Annotated in this window: 17 protein-coding genes; 10 read left to right on the top strand and 7 right to left on the bottom strand. The window is 64.3% G+C overall.

The genetic code is table 11. The features are described from left to right. The first annotated feature begins 10 nt into the window (after nt 1-10). The 7 genes from BX591_RS03260 to BX591_RS03230 are packed head-to-tail and all read left to right on the top strand — an operon-like array spanning nt 11 to nt 6,553. The gene (locus BX591_RS03260) at nt 11-1,045 is read left to right on the top strand and encodes a Nit6803 family nitrilase (RefSeq protein ID WP_111929259.1); all 1,035 of its coding nucleotides are present in this window, start codon (nt 11-13) and stop codon (nt 1,043-1,045) included. Further along, a complete protein-coding gene (locus BX591_RS03255; protein ID WP_176343030.1) occupies nt 996-2,108 on the top strand; it encodes an MSMEG_0568 family radical SAM protein in 1,113 nt (370 codons plus the stop codon). The genes BX591_RS03260 and BX591_RS03255 overlap by 50 nt, the downstream gene beginning before the upstream one ends. Nucleotides 2,109-2,110: 2 nt before the next feature. Then, entirely contained in the window at nt 2,111-2,752 is a 642-nt protein-coding gene (locus tag BX591_RS03250) for an MSMEG_0567/Sll0786 family nitrogen starvation N-acetyltransferase (protein WP_111929371.1), read from the top strand. Beyond that, nucleotides 2,749-3,735, top strand: coding sequence for a sll0787 family AIR synthase-like protein (locus BX591_RS03245; RefSeq protein WP_111929258.1), 987 nt, complete (start codon nt 2,749-2,751; stop codon nt 3,733-3,735). Before BX591_RS03250 ends, BX591_RS03245 begins: the two co-directional genes overlap by 4 nt. Further along, the gene (locus tag BX591_RS03240) at nt 3,732-4,940 is read left to right on the top strand and encodes an MSMEG_0565 family glycosyltransferase (protein ID WP_111929257.1); all 1,209 of its coding nucleotides are present in this window, start codon (nt 3,732-3,734) and stop codon (nt 4,938-4,940) included. Before BX591_RS03245 ends, BX591_RS03240 begins: the two co-directional genes overlap by 4 nt. A gap of 13 nt (nt 4,941-4,953) precedes the next feature. Further along, nucleotides 4,954-5,238 carry an MSMEG_0570 family nitrogen starvation response protein gene (locus tag BX591_RS03235; protein ID WP_111929256.1) on the top strand — a complete coding sequence of 95 codons (285 nt, stop codon included), beginning with the start codon at nt 4,954-4,956 and terminating at the stop codon, nt 5,236-5,238. A 25-nt stretch (nt 5,239-5,263) separates the two neighbouring features. Beyond that, nucleotides 5,264-6,553 (top strand): MSMEG_0569 family flavin-dependent oxidoreductase, encoded by a 1,290-nt coding sequence (locus tag BX591_RS03230; protein ID WP_111929255.1) that lies wholly within the window; start codon nt 5,264-5,266, stop codon nt 6,551-6,553. Between the two features lie 83 nt (nt 6,554-6,636). Here the strand turns inward: BX591_RS03230 and BX591_RS03225 are convergent, their stop codons facing one another. The 4 genes from BX591_RS03225 to BX591_RS03210 all read right to left on the bottom strand — a co-directional run bounded on the left by BX591_RS03225 (nt 6,637) and on the right by BX591_RS03210 (nt 10,652). Then, nucleotides 6,637-8,748 (bottom strand): phosphocholine-specific phospholipase C, encoded by a 2,112-nt coding sequence (locus tag BX591_RS03225; protein ID WP_111929254.1) that lies wholly within the window; start codon nt 8,746-8,748, stop codon nt 6,637-6,639. Between the two features lie 81 nt (nt 8,749-8,829). Next, nucleotides 8,830-9,168 carry a hypothetical protein gene (locus BX591_RS03220; RefSeq protein ID WP_111929253.1) on the bottom strand — a complete coding sequence of 113 codons (339 nt, stop codon included), beginning with the start codon at nt 9,166-9,168 and terminating at the stop codon, nt 8,830-8,832. Between the two features lie 145 nt (nt 9,169-9,313). Further along, nucleotides 9,314-9,775 carry a RidA family protein gene (locus tag BX591_RS03215; RefSeq protein WP_111929252.1) on the bottom strand — a complete coding sequence of 154 codons (462 nt, stop codon included), beginning with the start codon at nt 9,773-9,775 and terminating at the stop codon, nt 9,314-9,316. A 58-nt stretch (nt 9,776-9,833) separates the two neighbouring features. After that, nucleotides 9,834-10,652 carry an IclR family transcriptional regulator gene (locus BX591_RS03210; protein ID WP_244146888.1) on the bottom strand — a complete coding sequence of 273 codons (819 nt, stop codon included), beginning with the start codon at nt 10,650-10,652 and terminating at the stop codon, nt 9,834-9,836. Between the two features lie 195 nt (nt 10,653-10,847). Here BX591_RS03210 and BX591_RS03205 point away from each other — a divergent pair, with 195 nt between their 5' ends. From BX591_RS03205 to BX591_RS03195, 3 genes are all read left to right on the top strand, one after another. Next, nucleotides 10,848-12,056 (top strand): aminotransferase class V-fold PLP-dependent enzyme, encoded by a 1,209-nt coding sequence (locus BX591_RS03205; RefSeq protein ID WP_244146889.1) that lies wholly within the window; start codon nt 10,848-10,850, stop codon nt 12,054-12,056. Between the two features lie 179 nt (nt 12,057-12,235). Next, nucleotides 12,236-13,354 (top strand): porin, encoded by a 1,119-nt coding sequence (locus BX591_RS03200; protein WP_111929249.1) that lies wholly within the window; start codon nt 12,236-12,238, stop codon nt 13,352-13,354. A gap of 94 nt (nt 13,355-13,448) precedes the next feature. Continuing rightward, nucleotides 13,449-14,819, top strand: a complete 1,371-nt coding sequence (locus tag BX591_RS03195) for a GntT/GntP/DsdX family permease (protein WP_111929248.1) — start codon at nt 13,449-13,451, stop codon at nt 14,817-14,819. A 55-nt stretch (nt 14,820-14,874) separates the two neighbouring features. On the opposite strand, the gene BX591_RS03190 is transcribed toward BX591_RS03195, so the two are convergent. From BX591_RS03190 to BX591_RS03180, 3 genes are all read right to left on the bottom strand, one after another. After that, on the bottom strand, nt 14,875-15,720 hold the full coding sequence (locus BX591_RS03190; protein ID WP_111929247.1) for an alpha/beta fold hydrolase: 846 nt from the start codon (nt 15,718-15,720) through the stop codon (nt 14,875-14,877). A gap of 8 nt (nt 15,721-15,728) precedes the next feature. After that, nucleotides 15,729-17,321 (bottom strand): benzoate-CoA ligase family protein, encoded by a 1,593-nt coding sequence (locus tag BX591_RS03185; protein WP_111929246.1) that lies wholly within the window; start codon nt 17,319-17,321, stop codon nt 15,729-15,731. Nucleotides 17,322-17,438: 117 nt separating this feature from the next. Continuing rightward, nucleotides 17,439-19,034, bottom strand: coding sequence for a 3,4-dehydroadipyl-CoA semialdehyde dehydrogenase (locus BX591_RS03180; protein WP_111929245.1), 1,596 nt, complete (start codon nt 19,032-19,034; stop codon nt 17,439-17,441). Between the last annotated feature and the right edge of the window lie 6 nt (nt 19,035-19,040).

Raw genomic sequence — 19,040 nt, 5'->3', positions numbered from 1 at the left:
GGTGACCACTATGTCCGACAAACGCATCGTGCGCGCCGCCGCGGTTCAGATCTCACCGGACTTCGAACGCAGCGGCGGCACCCTCGAAAAAGTGTGCGAGGCGATCGGCAAGGCGGCGCGCGAAGGCGTGCAGTTGATCGTCTTCCCTGAAACCTTCGTGCCGTATTACCCGTACTTTTCCTTCGTGAAGCCACCGGTTGCGTCCGGCGCCGAGCATATGAAGCTGTACGAGGAAGCCGTGCTGGTGCCCGGCCCCGTGACGCAGGCGGTGGCCGAGCAGGCGCGTTTGCACCGGATGGTGGTGGTGCTGGGCGTCAACGAGCGCGATCACGGCAGCCTCTACAACACGCAGTTGATTTTCGACGTGGATGGTCGACTGGTGCTCAAGCGCCGCAAGATCACGCCGACGTTTCACGAACGGATGATCTGGGGGCAAGGCGACGCGGCGGGCCTCAAGGTGGCGCACACGGCGGTGGCGCGCGTCGGCGCGCTCGCCTGCTGGGAGCACTACAACCCGCTCGCGCGGTATGCGTTGATGACTGAGCACGAGGAGATTCATTGCAGCCAGTTTCCCGGCTCGCTGGTGGGGCCGATTTTCGCCGAGCAGATCGAGGTGACGATCCGGCATCACGCGTTGGAGTCGGGGTGTTTCGTGGTCAACGCAACGGGTTGGCTCACGGACGAACAGATCGCTTCGGTGACATCGGATTCGAATCTGCAGAAGGCGCTGCGTGGCGGTTGCAATACCGCGATCGTGTCGCCGGAGGGGCAGCATCTCGCGCCGCCGTTGCGGGAAGGTGAGGGTATGGTGATCGCCGATCTCGACATGGCGCTGATTACCAAGCGCAAACGCATGATGGATTCGGTCGGCCATTACGCGCGGCCCGAGTTGCTGAGTCTCGCGATCAACCGGCGTCCGGCGGAAACCGTCGCGCCGATGCCGGAGTGGTCCAGCGCGGCGCAGCCCGATTTCATTTCAACCGCAGGAGAGTGCGATGAACGCCAGCGAGACGCTGTCGGCCGAGAGCCGTCAATTGATGACTGAATTGCAGTCGGCCGGCTTGCGGCTGGTCTCGCCGGAGGTGGGCGCGGCGAGCCGCCGCGGCGGCGCGGGACCGTCGGACCACAAGGCGGTAACGGTGGATGGCGTGACGATCATGGTGCCGGTGCATACCAGCACCGCGTGGCACTCGCCGTTCGTTGCGCAAACACCGGATGCGTCGGGATCGAGCGCATTGCTGCGCGGCACGATTCCGATCGCGAACATCGGCTTTCCGAAAGCGCCGCGTTTTTACGGCATGCAGACGCTCGACGGCGTGCCGTATTCGCAGATCGCCGCGCTGCATGGCGCGGACGTGCTTGCGACCACGGTGTTGCAGACCTGCATTCGCTACGAGAGCCGCCGCAAGAGTTGCAAGTTCTGCGCGATCGGTCAGTCGCTCGCGGCGGGACGCACGATCGCGCGCAAGACGCCCGAGCAACTGGCGGAAGTGGCGCGCGCGGCGGTGTTGCTCGACCGCGTGAAGCATATGGTGCTGACCACCGGCACACCGCCCACGCCGGATCGCGGTGCGCGGATTCTGTGCGAGAGCGCGTTCGCGATCAAGGCCGCGGTCGATCTGCCGATCCAGGCGCAATGCGAGCCGCCCGACGACGACCGCTGGTTCGCGCGCATGAAAGCGAGTGGGATCGACACGCTGGGTATGCATCTCGAAGTGGTGACGCCCGCGCTGCGCGAACGCATCATGCCGGGCAAGGCGAGCGTGCCGTTGTCGCGGTATATGCAGGCCTTCGAGGCGGCGGTTGCGGTGTTCGGACGTGGACAGGTCAGCACTTACATACTCGCGGGACTCGGCGATAGCGCGGAAGCGATTCTGACGATCTCGCGCGAGTTGATCGAACTGGGTGTGTATCCGTTCGTGGTGCCGTTCGTGCCGATCAGCGGTACGCCGCTGGAGGATCATCCGGCGCCCACGTCTGAGTTCATGAAATCGGTGTTGCAGCCGCTCGGCGGCATGCTCAACGCCGCTGCGATGCGCTCGAGCGATATCAAGGCGGGTTGCGGCAAATGCGGCGCGTGTTCGTCGCTTTCATCGTACGAGGCGTGATCATGTTTGGTGAAGCGATTGCAGGCATTGCGCGGGATTCCCACACTGAGTCCGCGCCCTATACGCCGAGCGAATTCCGTATCAAGTGGACCACGCTGGATTGGGAGGCCGATGAGGCGTTCAAGTTGCGGCGCGCGGTGTTCTGCATCGAGCAGGGCATTTTTGTCGGCGACGATCGCGACGAGATCGATCGGCACGCGCAGCAACTGGTGGCGGTGAGTTGCGTGGCCGGTATGCCGGAGCAGGTGGTTGGCACGGTGCGGATTCATCGCGATCACGACGACGTGTGGTTCGGCTCGCGGCTCGCGGTGCATGCGGCGTTCCGGCGCCACGGCAAGATCGGCGCAACGCTGATTCGGCTTGCGGTTAGCAGCGCGCACGCGCAAGGTTGCGACACGTTTCTCGCCCATGTGCAGAGTCAGAATGTGCCGCTCTTTCGGGCGATGCATTGGGACGTGCTGGCCGAAGAAACCTTGCTCGGTCGTCCGCATCATTTGATGCAGGCGCAACTGGATTGGTACGCGCCGTGTGTGACGCCGTATGGCGGCTTCGTGACGCGTACGCCGGCTGCGTCGCCGAAGCGTGAAGCCGATTCCGAAGCGGGCTCGCAAGCCGCCTCCGCTTCCGCCCGGAGCGCGGCATGAGCGTCGCCGATCTGATCGCCGCGTTGCGCGAGAGCCGCGGCTTTCGCCATAAGACCGATATCGTCGACGTGGTCGGCGCGTTGGCGCGGCACTTGCCTCGCGGTGCGCGCGACCTCGATCAGGCGGTCGCGCTCGGCGACGATTGCGCGGCGCTTGCCGATGGCAGCGGCTATCTGCTGCTCGCGATCGAAGGCATGGTCGGCGATTTTGTCAGCGCGATGCCATGGTTCGCCGGCTATAGCAGCGTGATGGTCAATATCAGCGATATCTACGCGATGGGCGGCCGGCCGCTGGCGGTGGTGGACGCGTTGTGGAGTCGAGGCAGCGACGCGGCGGAACAGGTCCTGGCGGGTATGGCGGCGGCATCCGTGGCCTACGGTGTGCCGATTGTCGGCGGTCATACGAATACGCGCAGTGACGCCGCGCAGCTGGCGGTGTCGATTATTGGCCGCGCGAACGCGTTGCTGTCGAGTTTCAATGCGCAGCCGGGCGACAGCCTGATGATGGCGGTCGATTTGCGCGGCCGTTTCGAAGAGCCGTATCCGTTCTGGAATGCCTCGGTGGATGCGCCGTCGGAGCGGCTGCGTGCGGATCTCGATCTGTTGCCGCGTCTCGCGGAGAGCGGACTGTGCGATGCCGCGAAAGACATCAGCATGGCCGGCACGCTCGGTACCGCGCTGATGTTGCTCGAATGCTCGCAGGTGGGCGCTCGGATCGATCTCGAGCGGATTCCGAAACCTGAGGGTGTGGCGCTGTCGCGCTGGGTCACCGCGTTTCCGAGTTTCGGTTATTTGCTGTCGGTGCGGGCGCATCAGGTGGACGCGGTGCGGGCGTTGTTCGATGCGCGCTCGCTGGCTTGCGCGGTGATCGGCTCGGTTGATGCGACGCGTCAGGTGATAGTGCATCAGCAGGATGATGCGGCGATATTGTGGGACTTCGAGCGCGAGCCCTTCATCATGGCCGGTAAGGGCGGTGCGCGATGAATCCGCTGCGCATTGCGTTGCTCACGCATTCGGTCAATCCGCGCGGCGGTGTCGTGCATACGCTTGAACTGGCGGCGGCGCTGACGGCGCTAGGGCACGACATAACCGTGTTCGTGCCGGCCGTGCGTGGCGAAAGACTTTTCCGCCCATCGCCGTGCCGCGTGGTGTATGCGCCTATCGCATTGCCTCAGTCCAACACCGTCGCGATGGTCGAAGCACGTCTCGATGCGTTCAGGCGGGCATTGATCGAATCCGACGCTACGCCGTTCGATCTGCTGCACGCGCAGGACAGTATCAGCGGCAATGCGCTCGCCGAGTTGAAAGCTGAAGCGCGCATTCATGGATTTATCCGCACGGTGCATCACCTCGACCGGTTCGACGATTGCCGGCTGGCGGCATGGCAGCGCCGCGCGTATGAGGACGCCGATCAGGTGCTGTGCGTAAGCGACATGTGGACGTCGGAAATGCGCTCCGCCTTTGGTATCGATGCGATCACCGTGCCGAATGGCGTCGACGTCGAGCGCTTTTCTTCTCGGGAGACCAGGAAGGAGCGAGAGCATGACAACGCATTGCTGCGACATCGCCTGGGCATAAACGGCGACGGCGGTCCCATCGTGCTCGCCGTCGGCGGTATCGAAGCGCGCAAAAACACACTGACTCTTTTGGAAGCGTTCGCCGCCGTACAGCGCGTTCTGCCGCACGCGCAACTCGTCATCGCGGGAGGCGCGAGCCTGCTCGATCATGACGCTTACACCCGCCGTCTTTTGCAACGGGCCGCCGAGTTGGGCCTGTCGATCGGTCCTCGGGAAAGCGTGGTGGTGACAGGGCCACTCGACGATGCTGCGATGCCCGCGCTATTTCGCAGCGCCGACGTGCTGGCGATGGTGTCATTGCGCGAGGGCTTCGGCCTCGTCGTGCTCGAAGCGCTGGCGAGCGGCACGCCGGTGGTCGCGTCGGCGATTGCGCCGTTTACCGAGTATCTCGACGACAGCACGTGCTACTGGGCCGATCCCGCCGATGTCGAATCGATTGCGGCCGCGCTGCTGCGCGCGGTGGCGCCGCCGGGTTCCCCGGGTGCGAACGCAACCGATTTCGAGCACGCGGTCCCTGCCTTGCTCGCGCGCTTCAACTGGACGGCGAGCGCAGAGCGCCACGTCGACATCTACTGCCGCTTCGTCGCGAAGCACGCACCGGTTATCAACTGATCGAGGTTTAGCCATGCCTGTCATGCACTTTCGAATTCAATGGCCCGACGGCGACGAAGCGGACTGCTATTCGCCCTCGCTCGTGATCGGCGATTTTTTCACGCCTGGCGAAGCTTATCCGCTCGACGATTTTGTCGCACGTTCGCAGCAGGCGCTCGGCATCGCGTCCGAACGGGTGCGCGAGAAATACGGTTTCGCCTGCTCGGCGGCGCTGGACCAGCTCGCCCAGATCGAGCGCGACGCGGCGCGCTTTCGCGACCGGCCTGAGGCGACCGTCAAGGTCATCGCCTTCAGCTAGACGCTCATTTTCCAGAGGACGCATCATGTCGAATCGAAACCATCCAGCGCGCGCCGATGGGCATTACAGCGTGCTCGTCGTCGGTGGCGGGCAGGCGGGCCTGTCGGTCAGCTATTGGCTGAAGCAGGCCGGCATCGATCATCTGGTCGTGGAGAAGAACACGGTCACGCACACGTGGCGCGAGCAGCGCTGGGACGCGTTCTGTCTCGTCACGCCTAACTGGCAATGCGCGTTGCCCGGCTATCCGTATCGCGGCGACGATCCGCACGGATTCATGAAAAAAGATGAAATCGTCGCGTACCTGGACGGTTTTATCGCGCACGTCGATGCGCCGGTCGTCGAGCGCGCGGAGGTGAAACGCGTGAAGCGGCGCGACGACGGCGTTTATACGGTCGCGACGACGCAAGGCGAGTTCACCGCGGATCAGGTCGTGGTGGCATCGGGCGGCTATCACACGCCGATCGTGCCGCGTCTCGCCGAGCGCTTGCCCGGGCGGATCGTGCAGCTGCAATCGTCCGCCTATCGTAATCCGCAAGCGCTGCCCGACGGCGCGGTGATGGTGGTCGGCACCGGTCAGTCCGGCGCGCAGATCGCCGAGGATTTGCATCTGGCGGGCCGTCAGGTCGTGCTCGCGGTCGGCGAGGCGCCGCGTTGCGCGCGCTTCTATCGGGGCCGCGACGTGGTCGACTGGCTTGCCGACATGCAGTATTACGACATGCCGGTCGAGCAGCATCCGCTGCGGGAAGGGGTGCGCGACAACACCAATCACTACGTGACCGGCCGCGACGGCGGACGCGATATCGATCTGCGCAAATTCGCCGCCGAGGGCATGGCACTGTACGGCCGGCTCGACGATCTGCGCGACGGCCAGTTCCATTTCGCGCCGACATTAGCGGCCAGTCTGGATGCGGCCGACGACGTCTATAACCGCATCAACGCGAGTATCGACGGATTTATCGCGAAGCACGGTATCGATGCGCCCGCGGGCGAGCCCTACGAACCGGTCTGGCGTCCGCTCGAAGAGCGCGCCACGCTCGACGTGGACAGCAGCGGCATCGCCGCGATCATCTGGTGCATCGGTTTCACGCCGGACTTCAGTTGGCTCGACGCGCCGGTATTCAACGGTCGCGGTTATCCGGCGCACACGCGCGGCATTACGCCGATCGACGGTTTGTATTTCGTCGGTTTGCCGTGGCTGCATACGTGGGGTTCGGGGCGCTTTTCCGGTGTCGCGCGCGACGCGGAGTTCATCGTGCAGGCGATTCGGGAGAAGTTGCGCGAGCGGAAGACGCTGAGCGCGGCGGTGGCGGCATGAAACCGTAACGCGACTGGAAAACGGCCGCTGCGGTCGTACCCGCAGCGGCCGTCGCATTGAATGGCGAGCGTACAGCGTCGCGATCAGCTACCCAGTGCCGGATCGCTCATGCTGCTCTTGCCCGTCTCCACGTGACCGGCAAAGCGGCGCGCGAACAGCGGGTCGGTGTCGACCGTAATCGTCAGGTCGTACCAGCCGTGCGCGTTGCGCAGATCGAGGTAGAGCGGGTCCGTGTCGCCGCCGCGCACCGAATGCGTGATCACGTTGCCTGGATCGTACGCGTTGACGATCGTGAACTTGCAACGCGCGCTGCCGACGTTTTCCAGGCGCAATTGCAGGTTGCCGTTCGCGACGTCGTAGCCTTCCTCGACTTCCGGGCGCGCGATATCCGAACCATTCCACCAGTTCCGCGCCACCGGCTTGCCCGCATAGCGGCGCAGGAAACCGTTCGGACCGTAGACGGTGAAGTCGTAGGTGCCGTCCGCATTGCACGGCAACTGATCCTGCAGGCGCTTGCCGGCTTCGACCGTATAGGTGCGCGGTGCGTTGAGACTTTTCGCGGCGTAGACGAGAAACGCCGCGCCCGCGCGGCCCGAGTTGACGAAGCGCATGGTGAGCGTGTTGGCCGAGCCTTCGCCATGCACGCGTACGAACAGCTCATACGGCAACGCGCGCGCCGGACGCACGCCGGCTTCCTGCTTCGGCACCGCCTGCACCAGCGGCGGCAGCGGCACGTAATCCGGATGGCGGTTCTGATCCGGCGGCACGTAGCCGCTCGTGCTCGGCAGCGCGGGAACCGCGTCGTTCGGGTTGCTGAAATTGAAGGCCGACATCAGATCGCCGCACACCGCGCGGCGCCACGGCGTGATGTTCGATTCGCCGAGGTTGTGATCGTGGCCGAAGCGCTTTTCGATGAAACGGATCACCGACGTATGGTCGAACAGTTCCGAGCACACGTAGCCGCCTTTCGACCACGGCGAGACCACCAGCATCGGCACGCGCGGTCCGAGACCGTACGGGCCGGCCGGGTAGTTCGTATTGCCCGCGAAGTTTTCGTTGCTGACGTCGACGGTGGACAAACCGTTCGCGCTCGAAGCCGGGGCGAACGGCGGCGCCATGTGGTCGAAGAAGCCGTCGTTCTCGTCGTAGTTGATCAGCAGCACCGTCTTGCTCCACACCTCCGGATTCGACGTGAGAATCTGCAGCACCTGATCGATGTACCACGCGCCGTAGTTCGACGGCCAGTTCGGATGCTCGGAATAGGCTTCCGGCGCGACGATCCACGACACTTGCGGCAGTGCGTTGTTCTGCACGTCGCGCTTCAGAATGTCGAAGTAGCCGTCGCCCGCCGAGACGTTGGTGCCGGTGCGCGCGTTGTCGTACAGCGGGTTGCCCGGCTGCGCATTGCGATACTGGTTGAAGTACAGCAGCGAGTTGTCGCCGTAGTTACCGATATACGGGTTCGACGTCCAGCCCCACGAACCGCTCGCGTTGAGGCCGGTGCCCATGTCCTGATAGATCTTCCACGTAATGCCCGCGTTCTGCAGCACTTCGGGATAGGTGGACCAGCCGTAGCCGGCTTCCGCGTTGTCGATCACCGGGCCGCTGCCGCTGCCGTCGTTGCCGACCCAGCCGCTCCACATGTAGTAGCGGTTCGGGTCGGTCGGGCCCATCAGCGAGCAGTGGTAGGCGTCGCAAATCGTGAAGGCGTCGGCGAGCTGATAGTGAAACGGAATGTCCTCGCGCGTCAGGTAGGCCATCGTCGTGGTGCCTTTGGACGGCACCCACTGATCGTAGCGGCCGCCGTTCCACGCGGCATGCGTGCTGGTCCAGTCGTGCGCGAGATCCTGCAGGAATTGCAGGCCGAGATTCGGCGCGCTCGGGCGGAACGGCAGCACGTAGCCGAGATCGGCGGCGAGGGGCTGATACCACACCGGTTGACCGTTGGGCAGATTGATCGCGCGCGTGTCGCCAAAACCGCGCACGCCTTTCAGCGTGCCGAAGTAGTGGTCGAACGAGCGGTTTTCCTGCATCAGCACGACGATGTGTTCGACGTCGCGAATCGTGCCGGTCTTGTTGTTGGCCGGAATGGCGAGTGCATTGCGAATGCCCAGCGGCAACATGCTCAGCGCGGTGGCGGAGCCGGCTGCATGCGCGGCGGAGCGCAGAAAATCACGGCGATTTTTCGAGGTCATGGTATTGGCTTTCGATCTTCGGTAGAGGAACGATGCACACGGCGCGCGAGTGTGAGCCACGCGCCGTACGGAGCGCGGAACTCAGTCCACGGTGTGAATGACAGGTGGGGCGAGCGGCGCCGACGCGGCGGCGGACAAAGCCGGGTCGGTGCTTGATGCGGGCAGTGCTGGGCTTTGAATCGTGAGTGCTGCGGGTGCGGGTGCTACGGATGCGGGGTTCGCTGACAGCACGGCGGTGCTGGTGTCCGCGCCGTTGTCGTTCGCGGCGGGATCGCTGGCGGCGGCGCTGGTCGTGGCCGGGTCCGGCGTCTTGTCGTCGTCACTGCAGGCGCCGGTCAGCGCGCACAGCGCAGCGGCGATCAGCACGCCGACCAAACGTTTGCGATGAAAGGCTACAGTCGGTTTCGACACACAGGACATGGCCACGTCTCCGGCACGGGGGAAGAGCGCCAGGGCATGCATGCGCCCGGGTCAGCGATGTCGAAGGATAGTCGCTGACCTGTGTAACTTTTGTGAAGAAATGGTGAGATGTGGAATATTGAGGATTTGACCGGCCGGGCGGTATTTAATCCTCGATCGCGACGATGGCTTCGATCTCGACGGTAATATTGCCCGGCAACGAACCCACGCCGACGGCGGAGCGCGAGTGACGGCCGGCGTCGCCGAACACGTCGACGAACAGATCGGAACAACCGTTGATGACGCGCGGATGTTCGGTGAAATCCGGCGCCGCGTTGACCATGCCGAGCAGTTTGACGACCCGCTTCACGCGGGCGAGATCGCCGAGTTCGTTGTGCAGCACGGCCAGCAGGTTGAGGCCGACCAGTTGCGCGTGGCGGTACGCTTCGTCGGCGCTGACGGTGGCGCCGACCTTGCCGGTCATCAACGAGCCGCTTTCGTCGAGCGGACCCTGGCCCGACAGAAACAGCAGATTGCCCTCGCGCGTGCAGTGCGTGAAGTTGCCGATCGGCGTCGGCACCTGCGGAAGCTTGAGGCCGCGCGTGTGCAGCCGGTCGTAGCAGTTCATCGATAAGAAAGTGAGGGTGATCGTTTTAAGGGGAGGTGGCGCAGCGACGAGGCCGCGCTTACGCAGCCGGTTCGGAATCGCGATGCCGCCAGCCGAGGCGCGCTTCGATGCGGGCGGCCACCGCTTGCACGGCTTGCGCGAAACGCGCGGTGCCGAGTTCGGCTTTGGCCTCCGGCATCACGATCGAAATCGTGAAGACGCACGCGCCGGTGTTGTCGAGCACGGGTGCCGCGAGACACGCCACCGATGCGTCCGACTCGCCGATCTGAATCGACAGCCGCGCCTCCAGCGCTTCGCGCGCGATCCGCGCGAGGACCTCGGGCCGCGTTTCCGCGCGACCGGTCGGCGAGCTTTGCGCATGCTGCGCGAAGAACGCGATGCGTTCGGCGTCCGGCAGGTGACCGACCAGCAGGCGGCCCGACGCCGTCCAGTTCAATGGCACGCGACTGCCCACGCGCGATGTCACTCGGAAATGGCCCGGACCTTCGGCCATTTGCTGCACGACCATCATGCCGTCTTCGAGACCGCAGACCTGCACGGTTTCCTCGACTTCCGCCGAGAGCCGTTGCATTTCCTCATTCGCGACCGCGAGGTAGTCGAGCGAACTCGCGTACGTCAGGCCGTAACCGTACAGACGCGAGCCGAGCCAGATCGTGCCGTCCATGCGACGCGCCAGCAGATTCTTGTCGACCAGATCGTTGATGATCGAATACACCGTGGACAACGGCGCACCGACGATACGTGCGACTTCGTACGCGGTGGCGGGGCGGTTCGCCTGCTGGAGCGCGTCGAGGATCTGCACGGCGCGGTCGAGCGCGCTGGTGCGGGTGCGCGGCGCGGCCGTGTCAGCGGGTAGGGTTGCGTCGGCTTGTGCCACAACGGGCTCGGCCGCCGCTGCCGCGGACGGGCGCGCGGCGGCGGTTACAGCCGCGGAAGGTCGGGACGTACGGGCCATCGTGCTCCTCTGTCACAGCTTGTTTTTGTCCAGTTGACGCAGGGGGATTGTATGCTAGACTGATCCTCAATTACAACATATATTCCATAATTAAGAAATACCGGTTGGAGGCGCTTCGTGGACATTCGCTCTCGTTTTGGCTTACGCCCTGTCATCAATGCTTCGGGCACGATGACAGGCCTGGGCGCATCCAGCGTCGGCGCACCGGTGATCGACGCGGTGGCGCGGATGCTGCCGCAATTCGTCGAGATCGACGATCTGCAGCGCAAGGCCTCGGCGGTGATTGCCGAGGCGTGCGGCAGCGAAGCCGGTTATGTCACCGCGTCGTGCTCGGCGGCGATCACGCTGACTATCGCCGCTGCGATGACCGGCGACGATCCCGGGCTGATCGAACGTCTGCCGGATACGAGCGGCATGCCGGGCCTTCGCAATGAAGTCGTGATCCAGACCGGCCACCTCGTCAATTATGGCGCACCGGTGGATCAGGCGATCCGCCTGTCCGGCGCGCGCGTCGTGCCGGTCGGCGCGGCGACCGAAGCGCACGGCTACCAGTTGAACACCGCGATCACCGAACGCACCGCTGCGGCGCTGTACGTGGTCTCGCATCATACGGTGCAATTCGGTCTGATCCCGTTCGAGGAATTCGTCGCCGTCGCGCATGCGAAAGGCGTGCCGGTGATCGTCGACGCCGCCTCCGAATACGACCTCGAACGCTTTATCGCCGGCGGTGCGGATCTCGCGCTGTACTCGGCGCACAAATTCCTCGGCGGCCTCACGGCCGGGATCGTCGCGGGCAATAAAGCGCTGGTACGTGCGGCATATTTCCAGAACGGCGGTATTGGCCGCGGCATGAAAGTCGGCAAGGAAGGCATTGTCGGCGCGATCGTCGCACTCGAACAGTGGCAGCAGCGCGACCATCTGGCGATTCGCGCCCGCGAGCGCGGCTACCTGACGCTGTGGCGCGAAACCCTGAACCGTTGCGAAGGTGTGTGGGCGGAAATCGACGCCGATCCGACCGGCAATCCGCTCGACCGCCTGAAGCTGCATATCGATCCGAAGTTGGCGCGCATCTCCGCCTGGGATCTCGCCGATGCGCTCGCGCGTGCGCCCGAAGGCGAGGCGCCGGTGATCGTGCGCGATCACGAAGCGGAATTGCAGTTCTTTTTTCTCGACCCGTGCAACCTGCACGCGGGCGAAGCGCAGATCGTCCTGAGCAGAATCCTGGCCGAACTCGAACGGGCGCGCGTGGCGCCCGAGCCGATCGTTACGCCGTTTCATCAACGCGACGCGCGCCGTCTGGATGCGCGCCGCAACTGGCCGGACTGATGTTCTCCGATTGATCCTTTCCGGCTGATGCTGTTCCGTTAGCCGCCCCGAAGACTGTTGTTTGACCCGAACACCGGACCCCAAGCCGGTGTCGCTTTGACTCGTCTGTTTAGTATTACTAATATCGCCGGAACATTGGAATGTCACCGGCGTTCGTCACTTTTCGACTTGAGGAAACCATGATGCACAAGCAGATCTTTCGTACCGCCATCGCGCTCGCGGCCGTTGGACTCGCGGCCCAGGCCGCTCACGCGCAAAGCAGCGTGACGCTCTACGGTATCGTCGACGCGGGCTTTACCTTCACGAATAACCAGAAGGGCGAGAAGGCCTATCAGGCGACCCAGGGCAATGTGCAGGGTTCGCGTTGGGGCCTGCTCGGCACGGAAGATCTGGGCGGCGGCAACAAGGTGATGTTCAAGCTGGAAAACGGCTTCAGCCTGGAAACCGGCGCGGCGGGTCAGGGTGGCCGGATGTTCGGCCGTAGCGCATGGGTCGCGCTGGTCAACGACAAGGCCGGCACGATCACGCTCGGCCGTCAGTACAACAGCGTGCAGGACTATCTGTCGAACATGCAGATCAACGGCGTCGGCGCAATGAGCCAGTACGGCAACGCGATCTACGACAACGACGACATCAACAACACCTACCGGACCAACAACGCGGTCAAGTACACCACGCCGACGTACGCCGGTTTCACCGCGAACGCCATGTACGCGTTCTCGAACACCGCAGGCGAATTCGCCAACAACCGCTCGTGGAGCGTCGGTGCGGATTACGTGAATGGTCCGTTGCACCTCGACGCGGCGTACTCGCTGGTGAATCAGCCGGCGACCAGCACGGCGGGTGCGGCGCCGTCGGATAACTACTACAGCACCAGCTCGTCGATCATCAGCGGCGTGAAGCGCAATCAGGTGTGGGGCGCGGGCGGTGCCTACGTGTTCGGCCCCGCAACCGTTGCGTTGCTGTACACGAACTCGCAATTCCAGTTGCTCACGGGCGGCAGCCTGCGTTTCGCCAACTACGAGGCGAGCCTGAAGTATCAACTGACGCCGGCCACGCTGCTTGCGCTCGGCTACATCTACACGACGCAGAACGCCAGCGGCACCACGGCCACCAATGCGCACTACAACCAGTTGAGCGTGGGCGGCGAGTACTTCCTCTCGAAGACGACCGACCTGTACCTGAACGGTATCTATCAGCGTTCGTCCGGTTCGAAGGCGTGGGTGGAAGGCATTTCGAACCCGTCGAACAACAACGGCCAGTTCGTGACCGTCGCCGGCATCCGCCACAAGTTCTAAGCACGCGGCCCGCACCGTCGGATACCGATAGAACATTGCACGCGCTTCGACGCGTGCAAGGCGGCGGTGCGGTTCCTTCTCTTCAGGAGCACCTATGGCGACCGTTCAAGGAAGTCTGTTACTCGTCTATGCATTGATCGCCATCATCGCGCTGGTCGTGCTGATCGCGCGCTTCAAGATGAACCCGTTCATCACGTTGATGATGGTGTCGGTGGCGTTGGCGCTGGCCGTCGGCATGCCGGCGACGTCGATTCTCAAGTCGTTCGAAACCGGCGTGGGCGGCACGCTCGGCCATATCGCGATCGTCGTCGGTCTCGGCACGATGCTCGGCAAGATGATGGCCGAGTCGGGCGGGGCGGAGCGGATCGCGCGCACGCTGATCGGCTTGTTCGGACCGAAGAACGTGCATTGGGCGATGATGTGCATCGCTTTTCTGGTCGGCTTGCCGGTGTTCTTCGAAGTCGGTTTCGTGCTGCTGATCCCGATCGCGTTCAACGTCGCGCAACGCACCGGCACGTCGATGATTCGCGTCGGCATTCCGATGGTGGCGGGGTTGTCCGTCGTGCACGGACTGATTCCGCCGCACCCGGCCGCGTTGCTCGCGGTGACCGCCTACAACGCGGATATCGGCCACACGATTTTCTACGCGCTGATCGTCGGCATTCCGACCGCGGCGCTGGCCGGCCCGCTGTTCTCGAAGCTGATCGCGCGGTTCGTCGTGCTCGACGGCATCAATCCGATGGCGCAGCAATTCATCGAGCAGGACGCGAAGCGCTCGCAGCAGGACCTGCCGGGCTTCGGTATCACGCTGGTGACGGTGTTGCTGCCGGTGCTGCTGATGCTGGTGGGTAGCTGGGCGGATGCGATCGTGCCGGCGAAATCGGCGGCGAACAACGCGCTGCGTCTGATCGGTCACCCGGACATGGCATTGCTGCTGGCCGTGCTGTTGAGCTTTATCACGTTCGGCCGGGCGCGCGGTTTCAACCGCGAGCAGATCCTCAAGTTCACCAACGAATGTCTCGCGCCGACTGCGAGCATCACGCTGGTGGTGGGGGCGGGTGCGGGCTTCGGGCGCATTCTGATCGACAGCGGCGCGTCGAAGGCAATCGTGGATGTGGCGACCGGTGCGCACGTGCCGCTGCTGATTCTCGCGTGGCTGGTAGCCGCCTTGATTCGCGTGGCAACGGGTTCGGCGACGGTGGCGATGGCAACCGCCGCCGGCATCATTGCGCCGATCGCCGCCGCGGCGGCGGGCACGGTGGGCGGCGTGCGTCCCGAGTTGCTGGTGCTGGCGACCGGCGCGGGTTCGCTGATTCTGTCGCACGTCAACGACGGCGGCTTCTGGCTGGTGAAGGAGTACTTCGGCATGACCGTGCCGCAGACCTTCAAGACGTGGACGGTCTGCGAAACGATTATTTCGGTGACGGCGTTGTTGCTGACGCTGGGGTTGTCGACGGTAATCTGAAGTAGAGGATGAAGTGCGCGCGGCGCGTTGAGAAGGCGCGCCGCGCTTGTTCCTGCTACAGGTTCTGCCGCGAAATGAACGCGGCAATCGCGTCGTTCAGCGCCTGCGGCGCGTCGCGATGCGGGGAATGTCCGCAAGCGTCGAGTTTGGCGAGTCGCGCATGCGGCACGCGCCCGGCGATGGTGTCGATCTGGGCCATGGTGCCGTAGTTGTCGTCGTGTCCTTGCACGGCGAGCAGCGGTTGGCGGATCGACGCCAACTCGTCGACGATCGACCATTGCCTGAAGGCCGGATTCAACCAGATGTCGTTCCAGCCGTAGAACGCCGAATCGACGTCGGCGTGATAGCGGCCGAGTTTGTCGCGTAGGTCGGTGGTTTCATAAAGTTGTTTGGTCAGCGCGATGCTTTCCACCGAAATATCTTCGACGAACACATGCGGCGCAATCGCCACCGCGCCGGCCAGCGCATCCGGATGCAGCGCGGCATAAAGCAACGCAATCGAACCGCCGTCGCTATGGCCGACGAGCCACATACGCCGACGCTCGCTTGCGTCGATGTCGAGCGAGTCGAGCAGCGCCGGCAGAATATCGCGCGCCTGCGAGGTCATGAAATCGACCGGCCATTTCACCTCATGCTTGCGCGGCGTCGATAGTCCGTAGCCGGGCCGCGAATAAATCAGGCCACGCATGCCGAGCCGTTCGCACAACGCCTGCGGCCAGTCGCGCCACATCGCGATCGAGCCGAGCCCTTCGTGCAGGAAAACGACGACCGGCGCTTCACGCGCAGTATCGTTGACCCAGCGATACTCAATGCGCAACGGACCCCGTGACGCAACCGCGGGCAGTTCGGCAAAGCGACTGGCCGTACTACTGCCGGCAGCGCCGGTAGCGGGGTTCTGCATGGTTCACCTTATGACTGTTCGCGCAGTTTGAAGCGTTGAATTTTACCGGTGGCGGTTTTCGGCAGATCGTCGACGAATACGATATCGCGCGGATACTTGTGCGGCGCGAGCCGTTCCTTGACGAAGGCTTTCAACTCATCCGCGAGTATCTCAGACGCCGCGAATTCACGCTTCAATACGACGAACGCACGGGTCTTGACGAGACCGCCATGATCGACGCCGACCACCGCCGCTTCGAGCACTGCGTCGTGCTGCACCAGCACCATTTCCACTTCCACCGGCGACACATACTGCCCGCTGACTTTCAGCATGTCGTCGCTGCGCCCCGCATAAACGTAGCAGCCGTTTGGCAAGCGGCAATACTTGTCGCCGCTGCGAATCCATTCCCCGAGGAAGGTCGCGCGCGACTTCTCGCGATTGCTCCAGTACATCAGCGCCGCGCTCGGCCCCTTGATATACAGATCGCCGACCTCGCTATCGGCCACCGGGTGCCCGGCTTCGTCGCGCAGTTCGATTTCGTAACCGGGCACGGGACGTCCGGTGGTGCCGTACTCGACCGCGCCGGCGCGATTCGACAGGAAAATGTGCAGCATTTCGGTCGAGCCGATTCCGTCGAGAATCTCGCAGCCGAAGTGCGCGGTGAAGCGCTCGCCGATTTCGCGCGGCAACGCCTCGCCCGCTGAGGTGCACACGCGCATCGCGACATCGGCGCGCGCGGGCAATGCGGGCGACACCAGCATGCTGGCGTAGAGCGTCGGCACGCCGTAGAACACCGTGGGCCGATGCCGCGTCAGGCGCGCGAAAATCGCGTCGGCGGTGGGCCGTTCCGCCATCAGCACGGCGGTTGCGCCCACCGACAGCGGAAAGGTCAGCGCGTTGCCGAGACCGTATGCAAAGAAGAGTTTGGCCGCTGAAAAAACCACATCGCTTTCGACGATGCCGAGCACCGGCTTCGCGTACAGCTCGGCGGTCCAGTACAGGTTCGCGTGCGTGTGGACCGTGCCTTTCGGCTTGCCCGTCGAGCCCGACGAATACAGCCAGAACGCGATGTCGTCGCAACCTGACTGGGCCGGCTTGACCGAGGGCAGGGCGGCGTCGATCAGGTCGGCGAGTACGGGCGCGGCTTGCGGATCATCGGCGCGCGGTTGCGAGACGATCAACTGGCAGCCGTCGTGTTCGGCCGTATTCATCGCTTCGATGACGTTCGGCAGGAGCGCGCCCGAGGCGATCACGGCGCGCGCGTGGCTATGCGTGAGCATGTACACGTAATCGGCGGCGGTGAGCAGGGTATTGGCAACGACCGGCACGACGCCCGCATACAGCGCGCCGAGAAACGCGATCGGCAATTCGACCGTGTCGTGCATCACGAGCAGCATGCGTTCTTCCGGATGCACGCCGAGCGCGCGCAGCGCGGTCGCAAAGCGTCGCGCGCGATCTTCGAGCGTGGCGTAGGAGGTCGCGCCGGTGTCGTCGATATACGCTGTTTTGGCGGCGCGGAGTGTGTTCAGTCCGAACAGATACGAAGCGAAATTGAACAGCATGGGCGGTGGCGCGACGGTCGCGGCGGGCTGGCTTGCAGCCGGTTCCAGCAGAACTTGCATGTGTCTCCTCCATCGGGGTGGGGCGGTCCGGCTGTTGTGCGCTCTTGATCCGCTCGATGCGTGGCTTATTGCGTGTTTCCTGATTTCGATGTTTCGTTGCGTCGTGGCCTTGTTTGGTTAGGCCGCGGGCAAATGCGTTGTTTGCGTCAGCGCTTCGATAGCCGCCGCCGGCGCCTGAATGGCCGAGCGCCGGTGATAGAACCCCAACGCCCGTAAGCCGCCGAGTTCTTCGCCGCCGCCGGCGCGTCCGGGTCCACCGTGCAGCGACATCGGCATCACGTTGCCGTGACCGGTTTGACTCTGTTGCACCGACGGCGAGATCGCATGCACGCGGCCGTGCGAATCGGCGAGTGCCAGTGCGAGCCGGCCGAGGTGCGCGTCGTGGTTCGAATAGATCGACGCGACGAGCGAGCCTTGACCGCGTCGCGCAAGGGCGACGGCGTGGGCCTCGGGCAATGCCTCGGCATCGGTCGAGACGCGATACGGCGCCACGCTTGCCACCGGCCCGAACACTTCGACGTCGTGCAGCAGCGTTGCGTTGTCCGGATCGTTGACCACGAACAGATGCGGCGCGACGCAGGCCGCAATGCTTGCGTCCGCATCGATCAGCGGCACGGCCGAGCCGTCGTAGGCGAGCACGGCTTCTTCACGCAGGGTCGCGATACCCGCCAGCACGTTGTCGTACTGTTCGCGGCTCACGAGCGAACCCATGCGCACGGCGTCGTTGCGCGGATCGCCGACGCTGATCTTCGCGAGCTTCGCCTTGAGCGCGTCGAGCACGGCTTCGAGCGAAGCTTCCGGCACGAACGCACGACGGATCGCGGTGCATTTTTGCCCGGATTTCACGGTCATTTCGCGCACCACTTCCTTGATGAACAACTCGAACGCGGGCGTCTCGGGCGTCGCGTCGGCGCACAGAATCGCGCTGTTCAGACTGTCGGCTTCGACATTCAGGCGCGCGCCGCGCTGCACGAACGCCGGATGCGCGCGCAGTGTCGCGGCCGTGTCGGCCGAGCCGGTGAACGACACGACGTCGAACGCCTGAACCTGGTCGAGCAGGCCCGCCGAGCCACCACAAATCACCGACAGCGCGCCGGGCGGCACGATGCCCGCGTCGACCACGTCGGCGACCATGCGTTGAGTAAGCCACGCTGTCGCCGTCGCGGGTTTGACGATCACCGGTACGCCGGAGAGCAGGGCCGGCGCGGCCTTTTCCCACAAACCCCAGGACGGAAAGTTGAACGCGTTGATCAACAGCGCGACGCCGTGTGTCGGTGTCAGCACGTGCTGCGCGCTGAACGACTGATCCTTGCTCAACGACGCGGCGCTGCCGTCGCGCAGCGCATGCACGTCGCCGAGCGTCGCGCCCAGTTTCGCGTAATACGACAGCGTGAAAATGCCGCCGTCGATATCGACCGCCGAATCGTTGCGCGTGGTGCCTGAATTCGCGGTGGCGATCGCGTAGTAGTCGTCGCGTTTGGCCTGCAACAGCTTGACGATGTCGGCGAGGCGGGCGGCGCGCTGCGCATAGGTCAGCGCGCGCAACGCGGCGCCCGCTTGATCGCGAGCGAAGCTGAATGCTTGCGCGAGGTCGAGGCCTTCGCTCGAGACACGAACGAGCGCCGCGCCCGTCACGGGATCGATGAGCGTCACACCTGCGCCGCCGCCGGCGACCCATTGGCCGGCAACGTAGTTCTTCAACAGTTCGGTCATGGCATA

The organism is Paraburkholderia bryophila (assembly GCF_003269035.1).
Lineage (GTDB): Bacteria > Pseudomonadota > Gammaproteobacteria > Burkholderiales > Burkholderiaceae > Paraburkholderia > Paraburkholderia bryophila.
This window is presented reverse-complemented; position numbering and strand designations above follow the sequence as displayed.